The 14,868-nt window shown below is 64.3% G+C and carries 16 protein-coding genes and 1 tRNA gene; 8 read left to right on the top strand and 9 right to left on the bottom strand.

Annotation, left to right across the window (positions count from 1 at the left end):
* Positions 1-61: 61 nt before the first annotated feature.
* Together SM755_RS18385 and SM755_RS18380 are read right to left on the bottom strand one after the other, a co-directional pair.
* A complete protein-coding gene (locus SM755_RS18385; protein WP_323173921.1) occupies positions 62-1,351 on the bottom strand; it encodes a DHHA1 domain-containing protein in 1,290 nt (429 codons plus the stop codon).
* A gap of 100 nt (positions 1,352-1,451) precedes the next feature.
* The gene (locus SM755_RS18380; protein ID WP_323173920.1) at positions 1,452-1,979 is read right to left on the bottom strand and encodes a multiprotein-bridging factor 1 family protein; all 528 of its coding nucleotides are present in this window, start codon (positions 1,977-1,979) and stop codon (positions 1,452-1,454) included.
* Positions 1,980-2,122: 143 nt separating this feature from the next.
* Here SM755_RS18380 and SM755_RS18375 point away from each other — a divergent pair.
* A tRNA-Leu gene (locus tag SM755_RS18375) sits at positions 2,123-2,207 on the top strand.
* A 283-nt stretch (positions 2,208-2,490) separates the two neighbouring features.
* On the top strand, positions 2,491-3,060 hold the full coding sequence (locus tag SM755_RS18370; RefSeq protein WP_323173919.1) for a DUF420 domain-containing protein: 570 nt from the start codon (positions 2,491-2,493) through the stop codon (positions 3,058-3,060).
* A 29-nt stretch (positions 3,061-3,089) separates the two neighbouring features.
* Here the strand turns inward: SM755_RS18370 and SM755_RS18365 are convergent, their stop codons facing one another.
* Both SM755_RS18365 and purF read right to left on the bottom strand, forming a co-directional pair.
* Positions 3,090-3,233 (bottom strand): hypothetical protein, encoded by a 144-nt coding sequence (locus tag SM755_RS18365; RefSeq protein WP_323173918.1) that lies wholly within the window; start codon positions 3,231-3,233, stop codon positions 3,090-3,092.
* 150 nt (positions 3,234-3,383) lie between these two features.
* Positions 3,384-4,856 (bottom strand): amidophosphoribosyltransferase, encoded by a 1,473-nt coding sequence (gene purF, locus SM755_RS18360; protein ID WP_323174069.1) that lies wholly within the window; start codon positions 4,854-4,856, stop codon positions 3,384-3,386.
* A 207-nt stretch (positions 4,857-5,063) separates the two neighbouring features.
* On the opposite strand from purF, the gene SM755_RS18355 reads away from it, so the two are divergent.
* Positions 5,064-6,884 carry a DNA mismatch repair protein gene (locus SM755_RS18355; RefSeq protein WP_323173917.1) on the top strand — a complete coding sequence of 607 codons (1,821 nt, stop codon included), beginning with the start codon at positions 5,064-5,066 and terminating at the stop codon, positions 6,882-6,884.
* A 50-nt stretch (positions 6,885-6,934) separates the two neighbouring features.
* On the opposite strand, the gene SM755_RS18350 is transcribed toward SM755_RS18355, so the two are convergent.
* The 3 genes from SM755_RS18350 to SM755_RS18340 form a co-directional block, all read right to left on the bottom strand.
* Positions 6,935-7,612 carry a DUF6735 family protein gene (locus tag SM755_RS18350; RefSeq protein ID WP_323173916.1) on the bottom strand — a complete coding sequence of 226 codons (678 nt, stop codon included), beginning with the start codon at positions 7,610-7,612 and terminating at the stop codon, positions 6,935-6,937.
* Positions 7,602-7,748, bottom strand: a complete 147-nt coding sequence (locus SM755_RS18345; RefSeq protein WP_323173915.1) for a hypothetical protein — start codon at positions 7,746-7,748, stop codon at positions 7,602-7,604. The genes SM755_RS18350 and SM755_RS18345 overlap by 11 nt, the downstream gene beginning before the upstream one ends.
* A gap of 432 nt (positions 7,749-8,180) precedes the next feature.
* Positions 8,181-8,666 (bottom strand): SRPBCC domain-containing protein, encoded by a 486-nt coding sequence (locus SM755_RS18340; protein ID WP_323173914.1) that lies wholly within the window; start codon positions 8,664-8,666, stop codon positions 8,181-8,183.
* 395 nt (positions 8,667-9,061) lie between these two features.
* On the opposite strand from SM755_RS18340, the gene SM755_RS18335 reads away from it, so the two are divergent.
* The 3 genes from SM755_RS18335 (at position 9,062) to SM755_RS18325 (ending at position 10,644) form a co-directional block, all read left to right on the top strand.
* Entirely contained in the window at positions 9,062-9,832 is a 771-nt protein-coding gene (locus tag SM755_RS18335) for an NAD(P)-dependent oxidoreductase (RefSeq protein WP_323173913.1), read from the top strand.
* A 78-nt stretch (positions 9,833-9,910) separates the two neighbouring features.
* The gene (locus tag SM755_RS18330) at positions 9,911-10,336 is read left to right on the top strand and encodes a hypothetical protein (RefSeq protein WP_323173912.1); all 426 of its coding nucleotides are present in this window, start codon (positions 9,911-9,913) and stop codon (positions 10,334-10,336) included.
* A 98-nt stretch (positions 10,337-10,434) separates the two neighbouring features.
* A complete protein-coding gene (locus SM755_RS18325; protein WP_006666513.1) occupies positions 10,435-10,644 on the top strand; it encodes a hypothetical protein in 210 nt (69 codons plus the stop codon).
* A gap of 50 nt (positions 10,645-10,694) precedes the next feature.
* Here SM755_RS18325 and SM755_RS18320 read toward each other — a convergent pair whose 3' ends face one another.
* Together SM755_RS18320 and SM755_RS18315 are read right to left on the bottom strand one after the other, a co-directional pair.
* The gene (locus SM755_RS18320) at positions 10,695-11,699 is read right to left on the bottom strand and encodes a glutathione S-transferase family protein (protein WP_323173911.1); all 1,005 of its coding nucleotides are present in this window, start codon (positions 11,697-11,699) and stop codon (positions 10,695-10,697) included.
* Between the two features lie 56 nt (positions 11,700-11,755).
* Complete coding sequence (locus tag SM755_RS18315) at positions 11,756-12,859, bottom strand: calcium/sodium antiporter (protein ID WP_323173910.1); 1,104 nt, start codon at positions 12,857-12,859, stop codon at positions 11,756-11,758.
* Between the two features lie 145 nt (positions 12,860-13,004).
* On the opposite strand from SM755_RS18315, the gene SM755_RS18310 reads away from it, so the two are divergent.
* Positions 13,005-14,576, top strand: a complete 1,572-nt coding sequence (locus tag SM755_RS18310; protein ID WP_323173909.1) for a Na+/H+ antiporter NhaC family protein — start codon at positions 13,005-13,007, stop codon at positions 14,574-14,576.
* Complete coding sequence (locus SM755_RS18305) at positions 14,573-14,848, top strand: TRAM domain-containing protein (RefSeq protein WP_323173908.1); 276 nt, start codon at positions 14,573-14,575, stop codon at positions 14,846-14,848. The genes SM755_RS18310 and SM755_RS18305 overlap by 4 nt, the downstream gene beginning before the upstream one ends.
* The last annotated feature ends 20 nt before the right edge of the window (positions 14,849-14,868 follow it).

Raw genomic sequence — 14,868 nt, 5'->3', positions numbered from 1 at the left:
TCAGAGCGCCCCGGTGCTCGACTGCCGTATCCCGAGCACCCCCGACATTACAGCCCGGACATCAGGGCTCCAGCGCCGCGGTGATCTCCGCCGGAGTCGCATCGAACCCGCCAGCCTGCGCCAGGGTAGCCGAACCGCCGCCGCCACCGCCGAACGCATCGGTTACCTCCGCGACCACCGTCTCGGCGGAGAGCGACGACGTGGCGTCGGTAGCGACGACGACGTAGGTGGTGTCGGTACTCCCGGCGATCACGACGACATCCGCAACCTCGCCCGCCGCTTCGCGCGCGATCTCCCCCGCGTCGTTCGTGTCTATCTCCACCTCTGAGACCGTCGTCACCCACTCGAGTTCATCCCGCTCGAACGGCTCGCTCCCCTCGAGTTTCGTCTCCACGAGGTCGCGCTCGAGCGACCGCGCCCGCTCGCTTTCCGCTTCGCGCTCGTCCCGAAGCCGCGCCAATTCGTCGCCGACAGCCGACAGCGGCACGCCGAGCGTTCGGCGAGCGGTCAGCGCCGCCGCCTTCTCCGCGCGGCGGCGTTCGATCGCGTCCGGGCCGACGCTGAACTCGATCCTGGTGAGTCCGTCGCCGGGATTCGAGCGGTCGAGTATGGTAACAGGGCCGATCTCTCGCGTGTTCCGAACGTGCGTGCCGCCGCAGGCGGCGACGTCCCACGGCTCGGCCGAGCCGTCGGTACTCGTGGTTACGGTGGGACCGCCGGACGGGGTTCGTGCTCGCGTTCCACTCCTGCCCCCGTTCTCGTCCGCACCGCCGATCGTGACGATGCGAACGCGTCCCTGCTGGAACGCGCCGTCTTCGGTCGCCTCGTTGAACGCGATGCGGTCCCGATCGCGCGCGTCCGCAACCGGCACGTCTTCCCAGGAAACGGGACGTGACTCCCAGACGGCACGGTTGACGAGCGACTCGAGTTCGAGGAGCGTTTCATCGTCGATTTCTGAACTCGTCTCGAAGTCGACGCGGATCTTCTCCTCGCCGATGTCGAAGCCGCCGTAGCCGAGGTCATCGAGAACGCGGCGGCCAGCGCCATAGAGTGCGTGGCTGGCGGTGTGTGCGCGCATGCAGTACATGCGGAAGGTCCAGTCGATCGAACAGAGGACGCGCTGGCCGGAGCGAAACGACGGGTCGTCGGCCAGCACGTGGATGTGCTCGCCGCCCTCGAGTCGGACATCGTCGACCGCGATGCCGCCGATCGTGCCGCGGTCGGCCGGCTGGCCGCCGCTTTCGCCGTAGAAGTAGCTCGTGTCGAGCCGAACTCGTCGGCCGTCGATCGCCGTCACTTCGGTCTCGAACCGCGTGGCGTACGGCTCCGCTGCCGCGCGTTGCCCACTCATCGATCTCACTCCGTTGCCCGGTACCAAAAAGCTGCTCGCCGATCCGCGGTCGGTCGCGTCGGTCTCGTTGCTCGGTGTTACTCGGTCAGTATTCGATCCGTTACTCGGAAAGCGTCACGCCGAGTCGCTCCTCGAGCGCCTCGATCAGGCCGCCGCCGATACCGGCCTGCGTCGCTCGACCCTGCTCGACTGCGAGCAGGTCCTTTTCGGGAACGTCGAGTTCGTCCGCGAGTTCGGACCGCTGGAGGCCGGCATCGCGGCGGGAATCGACGAGCGTCTCGCCGTAGTCCGAGACGAGGTACGGCAGCGGGTCGTCGTCGTAGTTGGTGCCGTCTTGCTCCCAGTGCTCGGAGTCGTCGTCCCAGACGGGATTCGCTTTGGCGACGTTCTGGGCGGCCTTCTGTTTGCGGCTGGGTTCGTCGCGGGAGTCGCTGGAGCTGTCGGTATCGCGCGTCGAACGCTGTTGACGCTGTGTCTTCTGTGCGTCGTCGTGGGGTGCACAGTCCGGACAAACCTCGAGTTCAGCGCCGGCGACCGATGCACGTCGGAGCGAATCGCTTTCGGCTCCGCAGAGTTCGCAGTTCGTCCCGCCACCGCCGCCGGACGAGCCGGTCGAGTACTTAGCCATGGTATTCTTTGGCAACTGCGACATTTGAAATCTCCGTTCCGGCCGGTCCCGTGTGACCTCGCCGCAGACGCAAGCACAAAGGAAAGGGCTTTTATAACCACACTGGATACGATTGAGTGCGGACAAAGAGAACACAAGTGCGAGCGTGGGTAGCCAAGCCAGGCCAACGGCGCAGCGTTGAGGGCGCTGTCCCGTAGGGGTCCGCCGGTTCGAATCCGGTCCCACGCATCGCCTGGTGGAAGTCGTTCACGTACAGTGAACGATTGTCCACCGCTAACGATGCAGGTGATTTCCCTTCGTGGACATCACCCACGCATAATTCCTTTCGGTGCTACTGATCGAGAGTGACGGGTTTCGGTGTGGTTTCCGGTTTCCACCCGTTTCCACACCGGTCCCGACCGGAGAGCGAGCTCTCGAGCGCCACCGTCGTCACGATATCGCTTACAGTGCAAACAGTCTGCGTCTGACCCGAAGTCGATACGCACTTCGTCCTGCTAGCCGACGATCACGTATGGACACGGAGTTCGTTCCGCGCGAACGCGTCAGGTCGCTCACGGCCGTTCTGAGCGTGGTCTCACTCGCGGTCGTCTTTTCGGCGGCGGGCGGTCGCGTGCCGCAATCGGCCGTGCCGGCCGCTCCGGCGTGGATTCTCGAACTGATCCCGCACCTAAACGTCGCACTCAGTGCGACCGCGATCGTCACGATCACGATCGGCTGGCGGGCGATTCGCCGCGGAGCCGTCGTGACACACCGCCGGGCGATGCTCGGCTCGTTCGCCCTCTTCGTGACGTTCCTCGGGCTCTATCTCTACCGGCTCGTCGCGACCGGCGGCCCGGCGTCCTTTCCCGGACCCGAACAGGTCTATCTGTACGTGTACCTCCCGGTACTCGCGATTCACATCTTCCTCGCGGTCGTCTGTATCCCGCTGCTGTACTACGTCCTCCTCCTGGCGCTCTCTCGGCCGATCGCGGCGCTCCGTCGGACCGCTCACGCCCGGGTCGGCCGGTTTGCCGCGACGCTCTGGCTGATCTCGTTCTCGCTCGGGATCGTCGTCTACCTGCTCGGCTACGTTATCTACTGATACCGAGTTACCGAGCCCGAGACGACGGGCTACGAAATGAGCTGCTGGAAGAAGTCGCTGAAGAGGATCAGGATCAGTGCTGCGGCGATGATCAACAGCAGGAAGGTAAAGAAGATAACCACTGCTTGCCTCCCGGTCAGTGAACTCCCCTCGAGGAACTCGTTTATATCCATAGCTGGGTGTTCACGCGTCTCTATTTTAAAATTAGCGCAAACCGACGAGCGGTCAGCCGAGCGGCCGTTCAGACGGACTGCTGTAAGTCATTTCCGGTGCAACCGCGCCCGTCCTTCGGTTGCGCCGGTAAATCGATACAGCAGACCGTCTCAGTCGTCGGCCGACAGCGTCGGCCCGTCGAGCGTCGGTCGTTGCACGTCGCGATCCGTCTCTTCACCCTCGATGTCGTAGGGGTACTCGCCGGTCACACAGCCCAGACAGAGGTCGATGCGTTCTTTTCCGAGAACGTCAGCGACGGCATCGGTCGAGAGGTACGCGAGGCTGTCGGCGTCGATCGCGTCGCGGATCTCTCCGACCGACTTGTCCGAGGCGATGAGTTCGTCGCGAGTGGCCATGTCGATCCCCATGTAACACGGCGCGACGATCTCCGGCGCGCCGATGCGCATGTGGACCTCCTCGGCACCGCAGTCTTTGAGCAACTGAACGAGTTGCGTCGAGGTCGTCCCCCGCACGATGGAGTCGTCGATGAGTGTGACGGTCTTTCCCTCGACGGTCGATTTGATCGGGTTGAGCTTCAGGCGAACGGCGCGCTCGCGTTCGTCCTGCGTCGGCATGATAAACGTCCGGCCGACGTAGCGGTTTTTCATCAGCCCCTCGGCGAACTCGACGCCGTCATCGTCCTGGTCGCGCGCTTCGCCGTCGGCCGTCGTCTCGGTCGCCGCGTCGGCGTAGCCCGACGCGAAGGCGCGTCCCGAGTCGGGGACCGGCATCACGACGTCGGTTTCGACGCCGCTTTCCGCCCAGAGCTTGCGACCCAGGTTTCGCCGGGCCTCGTAGACGAGCGTGTCGTCGATGATACTGTCCGGACGCGCGAAGTAGACGTGTTCGAAAAAGCAGTGTGCGGTGTTGTCCGCCTCGACGAGCTGGTAGGAGTCGAATCCGCTGCCGTCCTCGCCGAGGACGACGAGTTCACCGGGACGAACGTCCCGGACGAGGTCGCCGTCTAAGGTATCGATCGCGGCGGATTCGGAGGCGAGGATGTAGCCGTCCTCGAGTTCACCGATGCAGAGTGGCCGATTCCCTTGCGGGTCGCGGACGCCGAGGACGGTGTCGTCGTGGCTGATCGTCAGCGCGTAGGAGCCGTGGATGCGCCCCATCGTGCGTTTGACCGCGCGGACGAGGTCTTCCTCGAGGAGGTTGCGCGCGAGGTCGTGTGCGATGACCTCGGTGTCGCCGTCGCTCGTGAAGGCGTGGCCGAGGGCGGCGAGTTCGTCGCGGATCTCGTCGGCGTTGACGAGGTTGCCGTTGTGCGAGAGGCCGAGCGAGCCGCTTTTGAACGAGACGGAAAACGGCTGTGCACACGAGGAGTCGACGGACCCGGCGGTCGGGTACCGGACGTGGCCGATCCCCGCGGAGCCGGCGAGCGGGTCGAGATCGCCCTCGCCGAAAACGTCCCCGACGAGGCCCATATCGACGTGGCTGTGTTGCTGGAAGCCGTCGTGGGTGACGATCCCGGCGGACTCCTGGCCGCGGTGCTGGAGTGCATAGAGCGCGTAGTACAACGGTCGTGCCGCGTCTCGACCGTCCAGTGAGACGCCGACGACGCCGCACTTTTCGGTCATTCCTGTTCGCCGGGGAGTCTCGCCCCGCCCATCAGTCATGGTCGTCCATAGGACCTCGACCCGATAAAAATCCCCGTGTTTGTGCCTCCCTTCTGGCGGATGGAACGAATATCTATCCACGTGCGTGGATATCTCGTCGGCATACCGCGGGCGGGCGGCGAAACCGATGACACAGTATTCAAGCGTATTGACTCGAACACCTTGCGTATGCGACTCGAGGAGTACTGGGGAGTCGGCCCGAAGACGAGGGAGACGCTGGTCGCCGAACTGGGGCGAGAACGCGCGACCAGAGCCATCGAGAGCGGCGACGTTCGCGAACTCGCGACCGCCGGCCTCGCCCGCGGGCGAGCGACGCGCATCCTGCGCCGGGCGACCGGCGGCGACGGTATCGACATGCTGGCGACGAGCGACGCCCGCGCGGCGTACAAGGACCTGCTCGATCTGGCGGTCGAGCACGCCGTCACGCAGCGCGCGGCCGACCGAATCCGTGTTCTCACGCCGCTTGCCACCCGCGCAGAGATGGAATCACGACTCGACGACGTGCTCGCGGCTCGGGATGCCTGGGCCGCCCTCGACGAGGGAAACCGGGAAACCGTCCTCGCGGCCTACGAGCGCTACGACGACCGCGACGAGAGCGAGCGCGCCGCCGTCGAAACCGCACTCGCGCTGCTCGAGGCCGGCGTCGACTCCGGCCCGTTCGCAACGATCGCCGAACTCGACCCCGAAACGCTCGCGGCGGCCGCCGACGCGCTCTCGGCCTTCGAGAACGACGGCGGCAGCGGCCGACTCGTCCGCGGGGCCGACGACGAACTCGATCGGCTCCGCGACGCGCTCGGAACGGTCGAGGACATGGACGCGAACGCGCTCGAACTGATCGAGGAGTTGCGCTCGGACGGCGTCCGCGACGTGAGCCAGTTCCGTGAGGCCTTCGAAGACCACCTGCTCTCGGAGACGGCAGTCACAGTCGAGCAGGTTCGCGACGCGATGCCCGCCGACGCGACCGACGCGACGGACTTCGTCGGCGGGACGCTGCGCACGCTGCGCGGCGACCTCACCGCGGCGATCGACGAACGTGAAGAGCGGGTCGCCGGCGAGTTCAGAAACGTGCTCGAGGACTCCCGGGCGGCCATCGACCAGGCCGTCGAGGCGGTCGACGACATCGCCTTGCACCTCTCGCTCGCGCGCTTTGCGCTCGCGTACGACTGCACTCGGCCGACGTTCGTCGAGGGAGAATCGGCCGCGGTATCGGTCGTCGAAGCGCGGAACCTGACGCTCGCCTCGCCAGTGACCGACGCCAAGCGAACCGAGGTCGAGGAAACGGTGCAGCCGATCACCTACGCGCTCGGCGACCACGGCGTCACTGATCCGACTGCCGTCCCCGGGAGCACCGACACGGCTCCCGGCCGCCAGCGCGTTTCCGTCCTCACGGGCGCGAACAGCGGCGGGAAGACGACCCTGCTCGAGACGCTCTGTCAGGTCGTCCTGCTCGCGTCGATGGGGCTGCCCGTCCCCGCCGAGCGGGCCGAGGTCACGCCCGTCGACTCGCTCGTCTTCCACCGCCGCCACGCCAGTTTCAACGCCGGCGTGCTCGAGTCGACGCTGCGCTCGATCGTACCGCCGTTGTCCTCGTCCGCCGACGGCCGCACGCTGATGCTCGTCGACGAGTTCGAAGCGATCACGGAACCCGGTAGTGCAGCCGACCTGTTGCACGGCCTCGTGACGCTGACCGTCGACCGCGACGCCCTCGGCGTGTTCGTCACGCACCTCGCCGACGACCTGGAGCCGCTGCCGCCCGAAGCCCGCGTCGATGGCATCTTCGCCGAAGGACTCAATCCTGAACTCGAGTTGCTGGTCGACTACCAGCCGCGGTTCGATACGGTCGGGCGGTCGACGCCGGAGTTCATCGTCTCGCGCCTGGTTGCGAACGCGGACGACCGGGGGGAGCGAGCGGGCTTTGAAACGTTGGGTGAAGCGGTCGGGAACGACGTGATCCAGCGGACGCTGGCCGATGCGCGCTGGAGCGAGTAGGTCGCTGTGGCCGGCGTACGTGATTATTGGGCTGCGGACCGCAGCGACCGTCAGGGCTCTCGGTCGTCGCCGGTGTCGAACCGGTAATTTCGTTCCGATGGCCAGTGGTCGGTGTCGAACGTGTCCGTCGGATCTGTCGAATCTGTCGAATCTGTCGTGTCCGTCGTGTTCGCCGTGTTCTCCATGCTCGATGAGGCGACGCTGCTGGATGGCGCTCGAGCGTCGTGACTGGCCTGTTGTTCGCTTCCGAGATGGGTGTAGACGATGCCGCCGTACTCCTCACAAACCCGCGCTTCGAGGTACGCCTGTGCGGCAGGGCGCGCGAGAACACCCATCTCGATTACGTCCGTAAGCGTCGTCTTCGTCGCGCGAAACCAGGTCCTGATCGCAGTGTCGTCGTGCGGGTCGGGTTCGACGATCGCGCCGCGTTCGTCGCCGTGACCATCCCCCCACTCGAGCCAGCAGACGTGATACGAGGAGACGGTATAGTTGGCGGCGGGGTCGACGAGAAACAGCGCCTCGTGAACGCACGGATCGAGATGCGCGGTCAGAATTCGGTCGCGGGCAATCGAGTCCGCGAGTAACTCCGACGAGACGGTGCCATCGGCGAGTGGCGTCTCAGCGGTAATCTCGTCTGCAAGCGTGAGATCGGTCCCGCCCCAGTGGCTGTATCGGAGGTCGTAGAGGCGGTCGGGCCGACGGTACGCGACGAGCGCTCTATGCCCCATTCGATCCCTCCAAACGGAATAGCGTGCTCGCGTCGTTCGCTCCGGTCACCGCAGTAACGGTCGTTCCACACAGATCCGCGGCCTCGCGCTCACGCCAGTGGTCCGGCAGCCGGCGGCCACCTGGTTCGAGATCCATTGCTGGTTCTGGTTCCGTCCCGGTATTTGAACCTCGGGGCGAAAGCCGGAACTGCAATGATGCGAGAGTCCGCTCGGAACGAGTTCGAAATAGCGACTCCCGGTAGCGGAATCGATTCTATCTGGTTCGACTCGGCAGCTCCTGAAGGCAGTTCCGACAGAACGTATAGAAATAGTCGTTCTCCGTCGAACAGTACGGACACGGCCCCTGCGGGGCTGGCTCAGTCGATGGGCCGGTGGACTCGCGCATATGCGAACGTCGGTTCGGCCGGCGAAAAGGATAGCTCCGGCATTCGAAGGGACCGTCAGTAGCAGGGAATGGGATTCATGATCGATCTCGCTGTCCGTGCAATTCTGGTGGGAAACAGGAATGCCGTCCCGACTCTCCGAGTTCACGGCAGCTTCAAGAGACTGTAAGAGACTACAGGAGGCTTCAGGACGTTTCAGGATTAGTGTCGGTATCGTTGGAGCCGTTCGTCTGAGACTGAACTCGCTCCTCGGCTCGCGCTTTGAGCGCCTTGTTCATCGACCTGAACCCTCGTTCGAGTTCCTGTTCATCGAACAGGAACGGGACAAGTATCCCGCGGAACGTCTCGCGGTGGAGCAACCTGGTTCGGTCGCCCCCGTCGATCGGATCGAGATGGAACTCGTGATAGCCGTCGAAGATGAAGGGGACGCCGAGTCGGCCGAGCCAGGCTAACCGGCGGTTCTCCTCGACAGCGACGACGACCGGCGTAAACGTCATCCCCCGCGATCCGGGCGGCTCAATTCGAACCTCCAGCTCTGCTTCCACCGCCGGGTCCCCTTCGATCGACCGGACGAACGGATTCCACTCGGGATAGCTGTCGAACTCGAGGAGTACGTCCCAGACGACGGCTGGTGGGGCATCGATATCCTCGAAGACTTCGATTACGTTCATGGTGGTTGTTACCGTTCCGGTCACAGTTCGTGCATCCGATCGTTACTCCGCGAGTATCGGCGCGATTGCGCGCCAGTGTTCGTATCGAGCCCGTTCGTAGACTGCCATAACCCACCACTTAGCTATTTGCGTCTGTTAGAGCTGTTATAAAATCCTGGGAGACTCTCTCTACATCCGTCGTCCGTCGCGGAGGGGATGACCCGTGAAACGTCTCGGAAAACTGTAGAAGGACGGTGGCGCCCCGGTGTGATCGAGAAAAGACTGATCTGCAGTTACGACCCGTATTGATGTGGGAAGAAGCATTTCGGGAACGGTCTCACCGGGGACTGTAACCAGGAATCGTCCCGGAACGCGCCGGCCCGACCTATTTCCCCACAGTTAGTGTCTATGCTCCTATGACGAACGTCGCGATCACCGGTGCATCCGGTCGGGTCGGCAGAGAAGCTATCGAGGCGTTTGCAGACCGGGAAGAGTCGCTTACGCTGTTCTCACACAGCGAGTCAGAGGACCTCGAGACGACGCCGATCGAAATCGCCGACCGCGAGGCGGTCGCGGACGCACTCGAAGGCCAGGACGTACTGCTCCACCTCGCCGCCAATCCGGACCCGCGCGCCGAGTGGGACGCCGTCGTGGAGCCAAATATCGAGGGCGTCTACAATATCTATGCCGCAGCCGTCGAGAACGATCTACAGCGCGTCGTCTTCGCGAGTTCGAATCACGCGGTCAATATGGCGAACACCGTCTCCCCGACGCGACCGGAGTCGACGGTTGGCAGCCCCGACATCGTTCGGCCCGATGATACCCTCGATCCGGACACCTACTACGGGGTGACCAAGGTCTTCGGCGAAGCGATGGGCTCGTACTACGCCAAACGTCACGGCCTGGACGTGCTCAACCTCCGGATCGGCTGGCTCCTCACGCGCGATGAACTGCGATCGGAGGTCGCCGACCGGGACGGTGCCGGCGAACGATTCGCCCGCGCGATGTGGCTCAGCCCCGCGGACTGCCAACAACTCATGCGCGTCTCCGTGACGGCCTCGCTCTCGGAAACGCCCCTCACTGCTCACGGCATCTCGGACAACGCAGAACGATTCCTCTCGCTCTCGGAAACCCTCCTTGAACTGGGTTACCGTCCGCAGGACGACTCGGCAGCCGTTCTCGAGTGAGCCAGTCAGCCCACAGCCACCCCGCTCTACACGCTCCACACGCACGTTTTTATATCGATACGCGAATGTCTCTGTATAATGAGGATTGGGAGACGGTCGCTGCCACGGGTCATCGACTACGCACTCGCCGTCGTCGTGGTGGCCGTTGCAGTGTGGACGTTCACCGGCGTCCCAGAGCCCTACCCAGCACGGCCGACGCTCGGTTCCGTCCCGGTGAATCCTGAACTCGTGGTCCCGGGGCTACTTGGTCTGGTCATGCTCTCACGACTCATTACCGACGAGTTCAGTGGCGCAACGCCGATCGTCGGTGTCCTCGGCTCCCTGACGCTGTTTCTGGCGACGATGAGCATGTACATTTTGTACGCCGCCGAGGCCGGCGGCGTCTTCGTCGGCGGCGCGTTTACGCTCCTGAGCGGAATCGTCCTCGCGGCGGTCGTGCTCTTGCAGGGAGCCGTTCGCACGGGTCGTCGCTGGCGGCGAACGGCGGACGTTTCCGTCCAGTGAGAACGGCCGGGTGCAGCCGTGTTGCGCGGCGATGCGACCGTCTCGGGCGTCCCTTTCGGATCGAAAGACCGAATATCGGGACGTTCGTACCGTCTCGTATGTCCACGAAGGTGTCCGACTCGACGGGCTACGTGCCGAATCCCCAAATGTCGGTGTTCGGCTACGTGATGGCCGCGGCACTCGCGGTGTTGCTCTTGCCCGCGCTGCCGATCATCGTTCTGGCGTGGATCCTCTGGCGCGTCTTCTTCGCGGAGGAGCCGGTCGAGTCGAGCTACGAGGACTGGCGCACAGAGACGCAGAACCGGTAGCTGGTGGCTGTAGCGGTCCGTTCCGTGCAGTCACTCCTTCTTGACCCCGCTCACTCGGCCACCAACGACTCGAGTTCAGCTGGCGGTCCGCCCGGAAGCTCGTCCCGCTCGTGCGGCGCGTCGAACGCCAGGTCGGGTCCGCGAGCGACGATCCGGTTCGGGTTGACGTCCGGATGCGTCGTGTAATAGTGCTCTTTGATGTGGGCCATATTCACCGTCTCGGCGACCCCCGGCGTCTGATAGAGATCCCGCAGGTACGGCCAGAGCGCACTGAACTCGTGGATGGCTTTGACGTTACACATGAAGTGGGTGTGATAGACCTGGTCGAATCGGATCAGCGTCGTGAACATCGCGATATCGGCCTCCGTGAGTCGGTCGCCGGCGAGGTATCGCTGCTCTTCGAGCACGTCGTTCCAGTGCTCGAGCGCCGAGAACAGGCCGTCGATGGCCTCGTCGTAGGGCTCTTGCTCGGTGGCGAAGCCGGCGCGATAGACGCCATTGTTGATCGGGTCGTAGATCTTGTCGATGATCCGGTCGACTTCGTCGCGGTAGCCGTCGGGGTAGAGATCGACATCGCGGGTAGCCAGGTCGTCGAACGCGGTATCGAGCATTCGCATGATCTCCTCAGATTCGTTGTTGACGATGGTGTCTTCCCGCGTGTCCCAGAACACCGGCACCGTCACTCGACAGGTCGCGTTCGGATCGGCCCGCACGTACAGTTCGCGCAAGTAATCGGCGTCGTGGACGCGATCGCGCGTACAGCCGTCCTTGTCGGGTGTGAATTGCCAGCCGCCCGCCTCGCGGAAGGGGTCGACGACGGAGACCGAGATGGAATCCTCGAGTCCCTTCAGTGCGCGTGTCACGAGCGTTCGGTGTGCCCACGGGCACGCGTAGGAGACGTACAGATGATAGCGGTCCGCCGCCGGCTGAAACCGTGCGTCGGGATCGTCGCGAACCCAGTCCCGGAACGTGGTCTCCTGTCGATCGAACGCCCCGTCGTCGTCGGTCGATTCGACAGCATCGGTTCGCCACTCGCCGTCGACGAGCATGTTCATACGGACCCTACTCGGGCGAGCCCTAAAGGGAACTCGCCGAGACGGCAGACCGGCGATCAGACGATCGCACTCCCGACCCAGTATCCCACGCCGACGGCGAGAAGGAGGACGCCTTCGAGTCGGTTTACCCGCCGTCCGGTCGCGAGCAGCACCGTTGCGACGAGCGTCACGACGAGCAGCCACGCCAGCCCGGGGAGGACGGCGGGATCGACGGCCAGTGGTCGGATAGTCGCGGCGAGTCCGAGAACGCCGAAGAGGTTGAACACGTTCGAACCGATGACGTTTCCCGCGGCGATCGAAACGTCGCCGCGGCGGGCTGCAACGACGGCCGTGACGAGTTCGGGAAGCGATGTGCCGGCGGCGACGACCGTGACGCCAATGAGCCACGTGGAGAGCCCGATCGAGAGGGCGATCGTCGTCGCGGAATCGACGAGTAAGCGACTGCTACCGATGACGAGGAGGAGACCAACGAGAAAGCGGGCGCTTTCGTAGCTGCGGTGCAGGGATCGCGGTTGTTCCCGCTTCGGGTCCTGTCGTGGTCCCTGTCGACCGGGCGGCGTCTGCCGATCGCGCGGGTCGGCAGTCGTGGTGTCGGGGTTCGAACCGCTCGTGCTGCGTTCTGACTCGGCGGCGCCAACAGTGTTGTCTCGAGTCTGCGAGGGTACATCACTCGCAGCGGGCGCTGTAGCCGTTTCGTCCTCGGTTGTGCGCCGGATCTCGACGCCGATTGCCCCGAGATACGCGATCAGCAGCACGAGCAAGAGAGCGCCTTCCGGGCGCGAGACGACGCGGTTTGTGAGAACGCCCGCCGCGATCACCGTCGCTGCAGCCAACGCGAGGGCATCGCGGCGAATCATCGTTTCGGTAACGCGAAACGGAGCGAGGATGGCGACGATGCCGAGGATCACGCCCAGGTTGAACACGTTCGAGCCGACGACGTTTCCGACGGCAACGTCGCCGGTTCCCTCGAATGCGGCGACCGCCGAGACGGCCAGTTCCGGGGCGGAAGTGCCGAACGCGACGACGGTCAGACCGATCACAAGCGGGGAGATACCGGCTGCGCTCGCGATGTTCGTCGCAGCAGCGACGAGCCATCGTGCGCCGAGCCAGAGGCCGATCGCAGCACCAAGCAGTGCGACGACGGTGACGAGCGTCGACACGAGTCGAACAATCGTCAGACTGCGACAAAAACCCGCCTCACTGCTGCAGGGCTGACATTTCGTAACCGGGACAGAACGGGGGAAAGGCCGCCCCTATTCGACAACACTTATCTGCCGAGTTTGATAACCGATCTCGTGTGTTACGATGAGTACTGACAACAGTGACTCACCCGACTCGGATCCGAGTGAGTCATTCGTCCAGGACACCGGTGAAGAGGGGCCACGAATCCAGTTCTACGGTGGCCGGGGAATGAGTGCGTTTCCGATCGTGTTCTTCATCCTCTGGGCGATTGCCCAGACGGCCTTCTGGCGAATCTCGGATGAAGGCGGACTCGTCATCGGTATTCTGGTCGGCTTGATTGGAGGAATGTTCTTCGTTCGGGGGAACTGGAAGACCTACGCGAATACGATCTTCGAGGGGATGACCCAGCCGGTCGCCGTGACGGCGATCGTCGCGTGGATCTGGGCCGGGATGTTCGCCCAGTTGCTCCAGGACGGCGGCTTCGTCGATGGGCTGGTCTGGTTCGCCAATGCCGCCGGCATCGGTGGCGCGCTGTTCCCTGCGGCGACGTTCGTCCTCGCCGCGGTGTTCACGACGGGGATCGGCACGGGCTACGGCGCGTCGATCGCGTTCGTCACGCTGTTTTTCCCGGCCGGACTCCTATTGGGAGCCAACCCGATTTTGCTGTTCGGCGCGATCCTCTCGGGGGCGATCTTCGGTGACAACCTCGCACCCGTCAGCGACACGACGATCGTCAGCGCCGTCACGCAGGATTCGGACATCGGCGGCGTCGTCGCCTCGCGGTTCAAATACGTCATCGTCGCCGCGATCGTGGCGTTCGCCGGCTACCTCGTCGCCGGTCAGTTCATGGGCGGCCTCGGGATCGGCGGCGACGCGCAGGAGCTTCTCGTCGCCGAAAGCGAACCGATCGGGCTCGTTCACCTCCTCTCGATGGGCGTCGTGATCGGCACGGCCGTCGCCGGCCGCCACATCGTCGAGGCAATCTCGTGGGGCATCGTCGTCGCGGCGGTCTCCAGTCTCGCGCTCGGCCTGCTGTCGCTCGGCGACATCGTCTCCTTTAACGCGCCGGCGGACGCGCCGCTTTCCCAGCCGCTCGAGTTCTTGCCGATCCTGACGATCGTTGACGATCCTGAGGCGGTCGGCGTCGGCGGCAGCCTCATCCAGGGAGCGGCCGGTTTCTTTGAACTCGCGATTCTCGTGTTGTTGATCATCGCAGCGGCCCAAATCATGATCCGCGGCGGGGCCTTTGAGGCGATTCTGGACTGGTCGATCGAGAACCTCGCGACGAACGTCCGCAACGCCGAACTCACGATGGTCGGCTCGGCGGCGCTGATCAACGCCGTCATCACGATCAACACGGCCGCGGAGGTCGCGATCGGGCCGTACATCTCGAAGATCGGCGAACGGTTCAACCTGAACGGCTACCGGCGAGCGAACATTCTGGACGCACAGACCGCCGCGCTTGGCTACATCTTCCCGTGGTCCGGCGGCGTGCTCGCCGGCTATTCGGCGATGCAGGAACTGCCAGGCGAGTTCGAGTGGTTCGACACCGGCATGCTTGTGACGCCGATCGACGTCGTCCCGTTCGTCTTTCAGGGCTGGTTGCTCGTCGCCGTCTTCATCATCGCAGCGCTGACCGGCTTCGGCCGGGAGTACATTATCGATCGCGAAAGCGAGGAGGTGGCACGACTATGAGCATCTTCACGAAATTCCTTCGTGGCTGGCAATTCCGCGACTCGAGTCCGTCGCTCGCCGTGGGCGACGAGTGTAGCGTCTTCGTTGCAGAAACGAACAGCGACGGCAACGGCCACGTCTACATCGGTGACACGCACCTGCTCGTCGAGGGTGCCGGCCCGGAGACGGCCGAAAAACGCGTTCGCATAGCGGTCACCGAGTTCGACGAGACGAACGCAACCGGCCGCGCCGAGTTCATCGAGGTCGTCGGCGAGAGTTCGTACACGAACTAGGGCTGACGGCGATCCCGATG

This window comes from Natrialba sp. PRR66, assembly GCF_034808065.1.
Lineage (GTDB): Archaea > Halobacteriota > Halobacteria > Halobacteriales > Natrialbaceae > Natrialba > Natrialba aegyptia.
This window is presented reverse-complemented; position numbering and strand designations above follow the sequence as displayed.

Excerpts from the sequence above, each read along its gene's own strand:
- SM755_RS18330 (WP_323173912.1), top strand. The coding sequence starts at position 9,911 with ATGAGGATTGGGAGACGGTCGCTGCCACGGGTCATCGACTACGCACTC.
- SM755_RS18355 (WP_323173917.1), top strand. The coding sequence starts at position 5,064 with ATGCGACTCGAGGAGTACTGGGGAGTCGGCCCGAAGACGAGGGAGACG.
- SM755_RS18310 (WP_323173909.1), top strand. The coding sequence starts at position 13,005 with ATGAGTACTGACAACAGTGACTCACCCGACTCGGATCCGAGTGAGTCA.
- SM755_RS18350 (WP_323173916.1), bottom strand. The coding sequence starts at position 7,612 with ATGGGGCATAGAGCGCTCGTCGCGTACCGTCGGCCCGACCGCCTCTAC.
- SM755_RS18320 (WP_323173911.1), bottom strand. The coding sequence starts at position 11,699 with ATGAACATGCTCGTCGACGGCGAGTGGCGAACCGATGCTGTCGAATCG.
- SM755_RS18325 (WP_006666513.1), top strand. The coding sequence starts at position 10,435 with ATGTCCACGAAGGTGTCCGACTCGACGGGCTACGTGCCGAATCCCCAA.
- SM755_RS18345 (WP_323173915.1), bottom strand. The coding sequence starts at position 7,748 with ATGGATCTCGAACCAGGTGGCCGCCGGCTGCCGGACCACTGGCGTGAG.
- SM755_RS18305 (WP_323173908.1), top strand. The coding sequence starts at position 14,573 with ATGAGCATCTTCACGAAATTCCTTCGTGGCTGGCAATTCCGCGACTCG.
- SM755_RS18370 (WP_323173919.1), top strand. The coding sequence starts at position 2,491 with ATGGACACGGAGTTCGTTCCGCGCGAACGCGTCAGGTCGCTCACGGCC.
- SM755_RS18340 (WP_323173914.1), bottom strand. The coding sequence starts at position 8,666 with ATGAACGTAATCGAAGTCTTCGAGGATATCGATGCCCCACCAGCCGTC.
- purF (WP_323174069.1), bottom strand. The coding sequence starts at position 4,856 with ATGACCGAAAAGTGCGGCGTCGTCGGCGTCTCACTGGACGGTCGAGAC.
- SM755_RS18380 (WP_323173920.1), bottom strand. The coding sequence starts at position 1,979 with ATGGCTAAGTACTCGACCGGCTCGTCCGGCGGCGGTGGCGGGACGAAC.
- SM755_RS18335 (WP_323173913.1), top strand. The coding sequence starts at position 9,062 with ATGACGAACGTCGCGATCACCGGTGCATCCGGTCGGGTCGGCAGAGAA.
- SM755_RS18385 (WP_323173921.1), bottom strand. The coding sequence starts at position 1,351 with ATGAGTGGGCAACGCGCGGCAGCGGAGCCGTACGCCACGCGGTTCGAG.
- SM755_RS18365 (WP_323173918.1), bottom strand. The coding sequence starts at position 3,233 with ATGGATATAAACGAGTTCCTCGAGGGGAGTTCACTGACCGGGAGGCAA.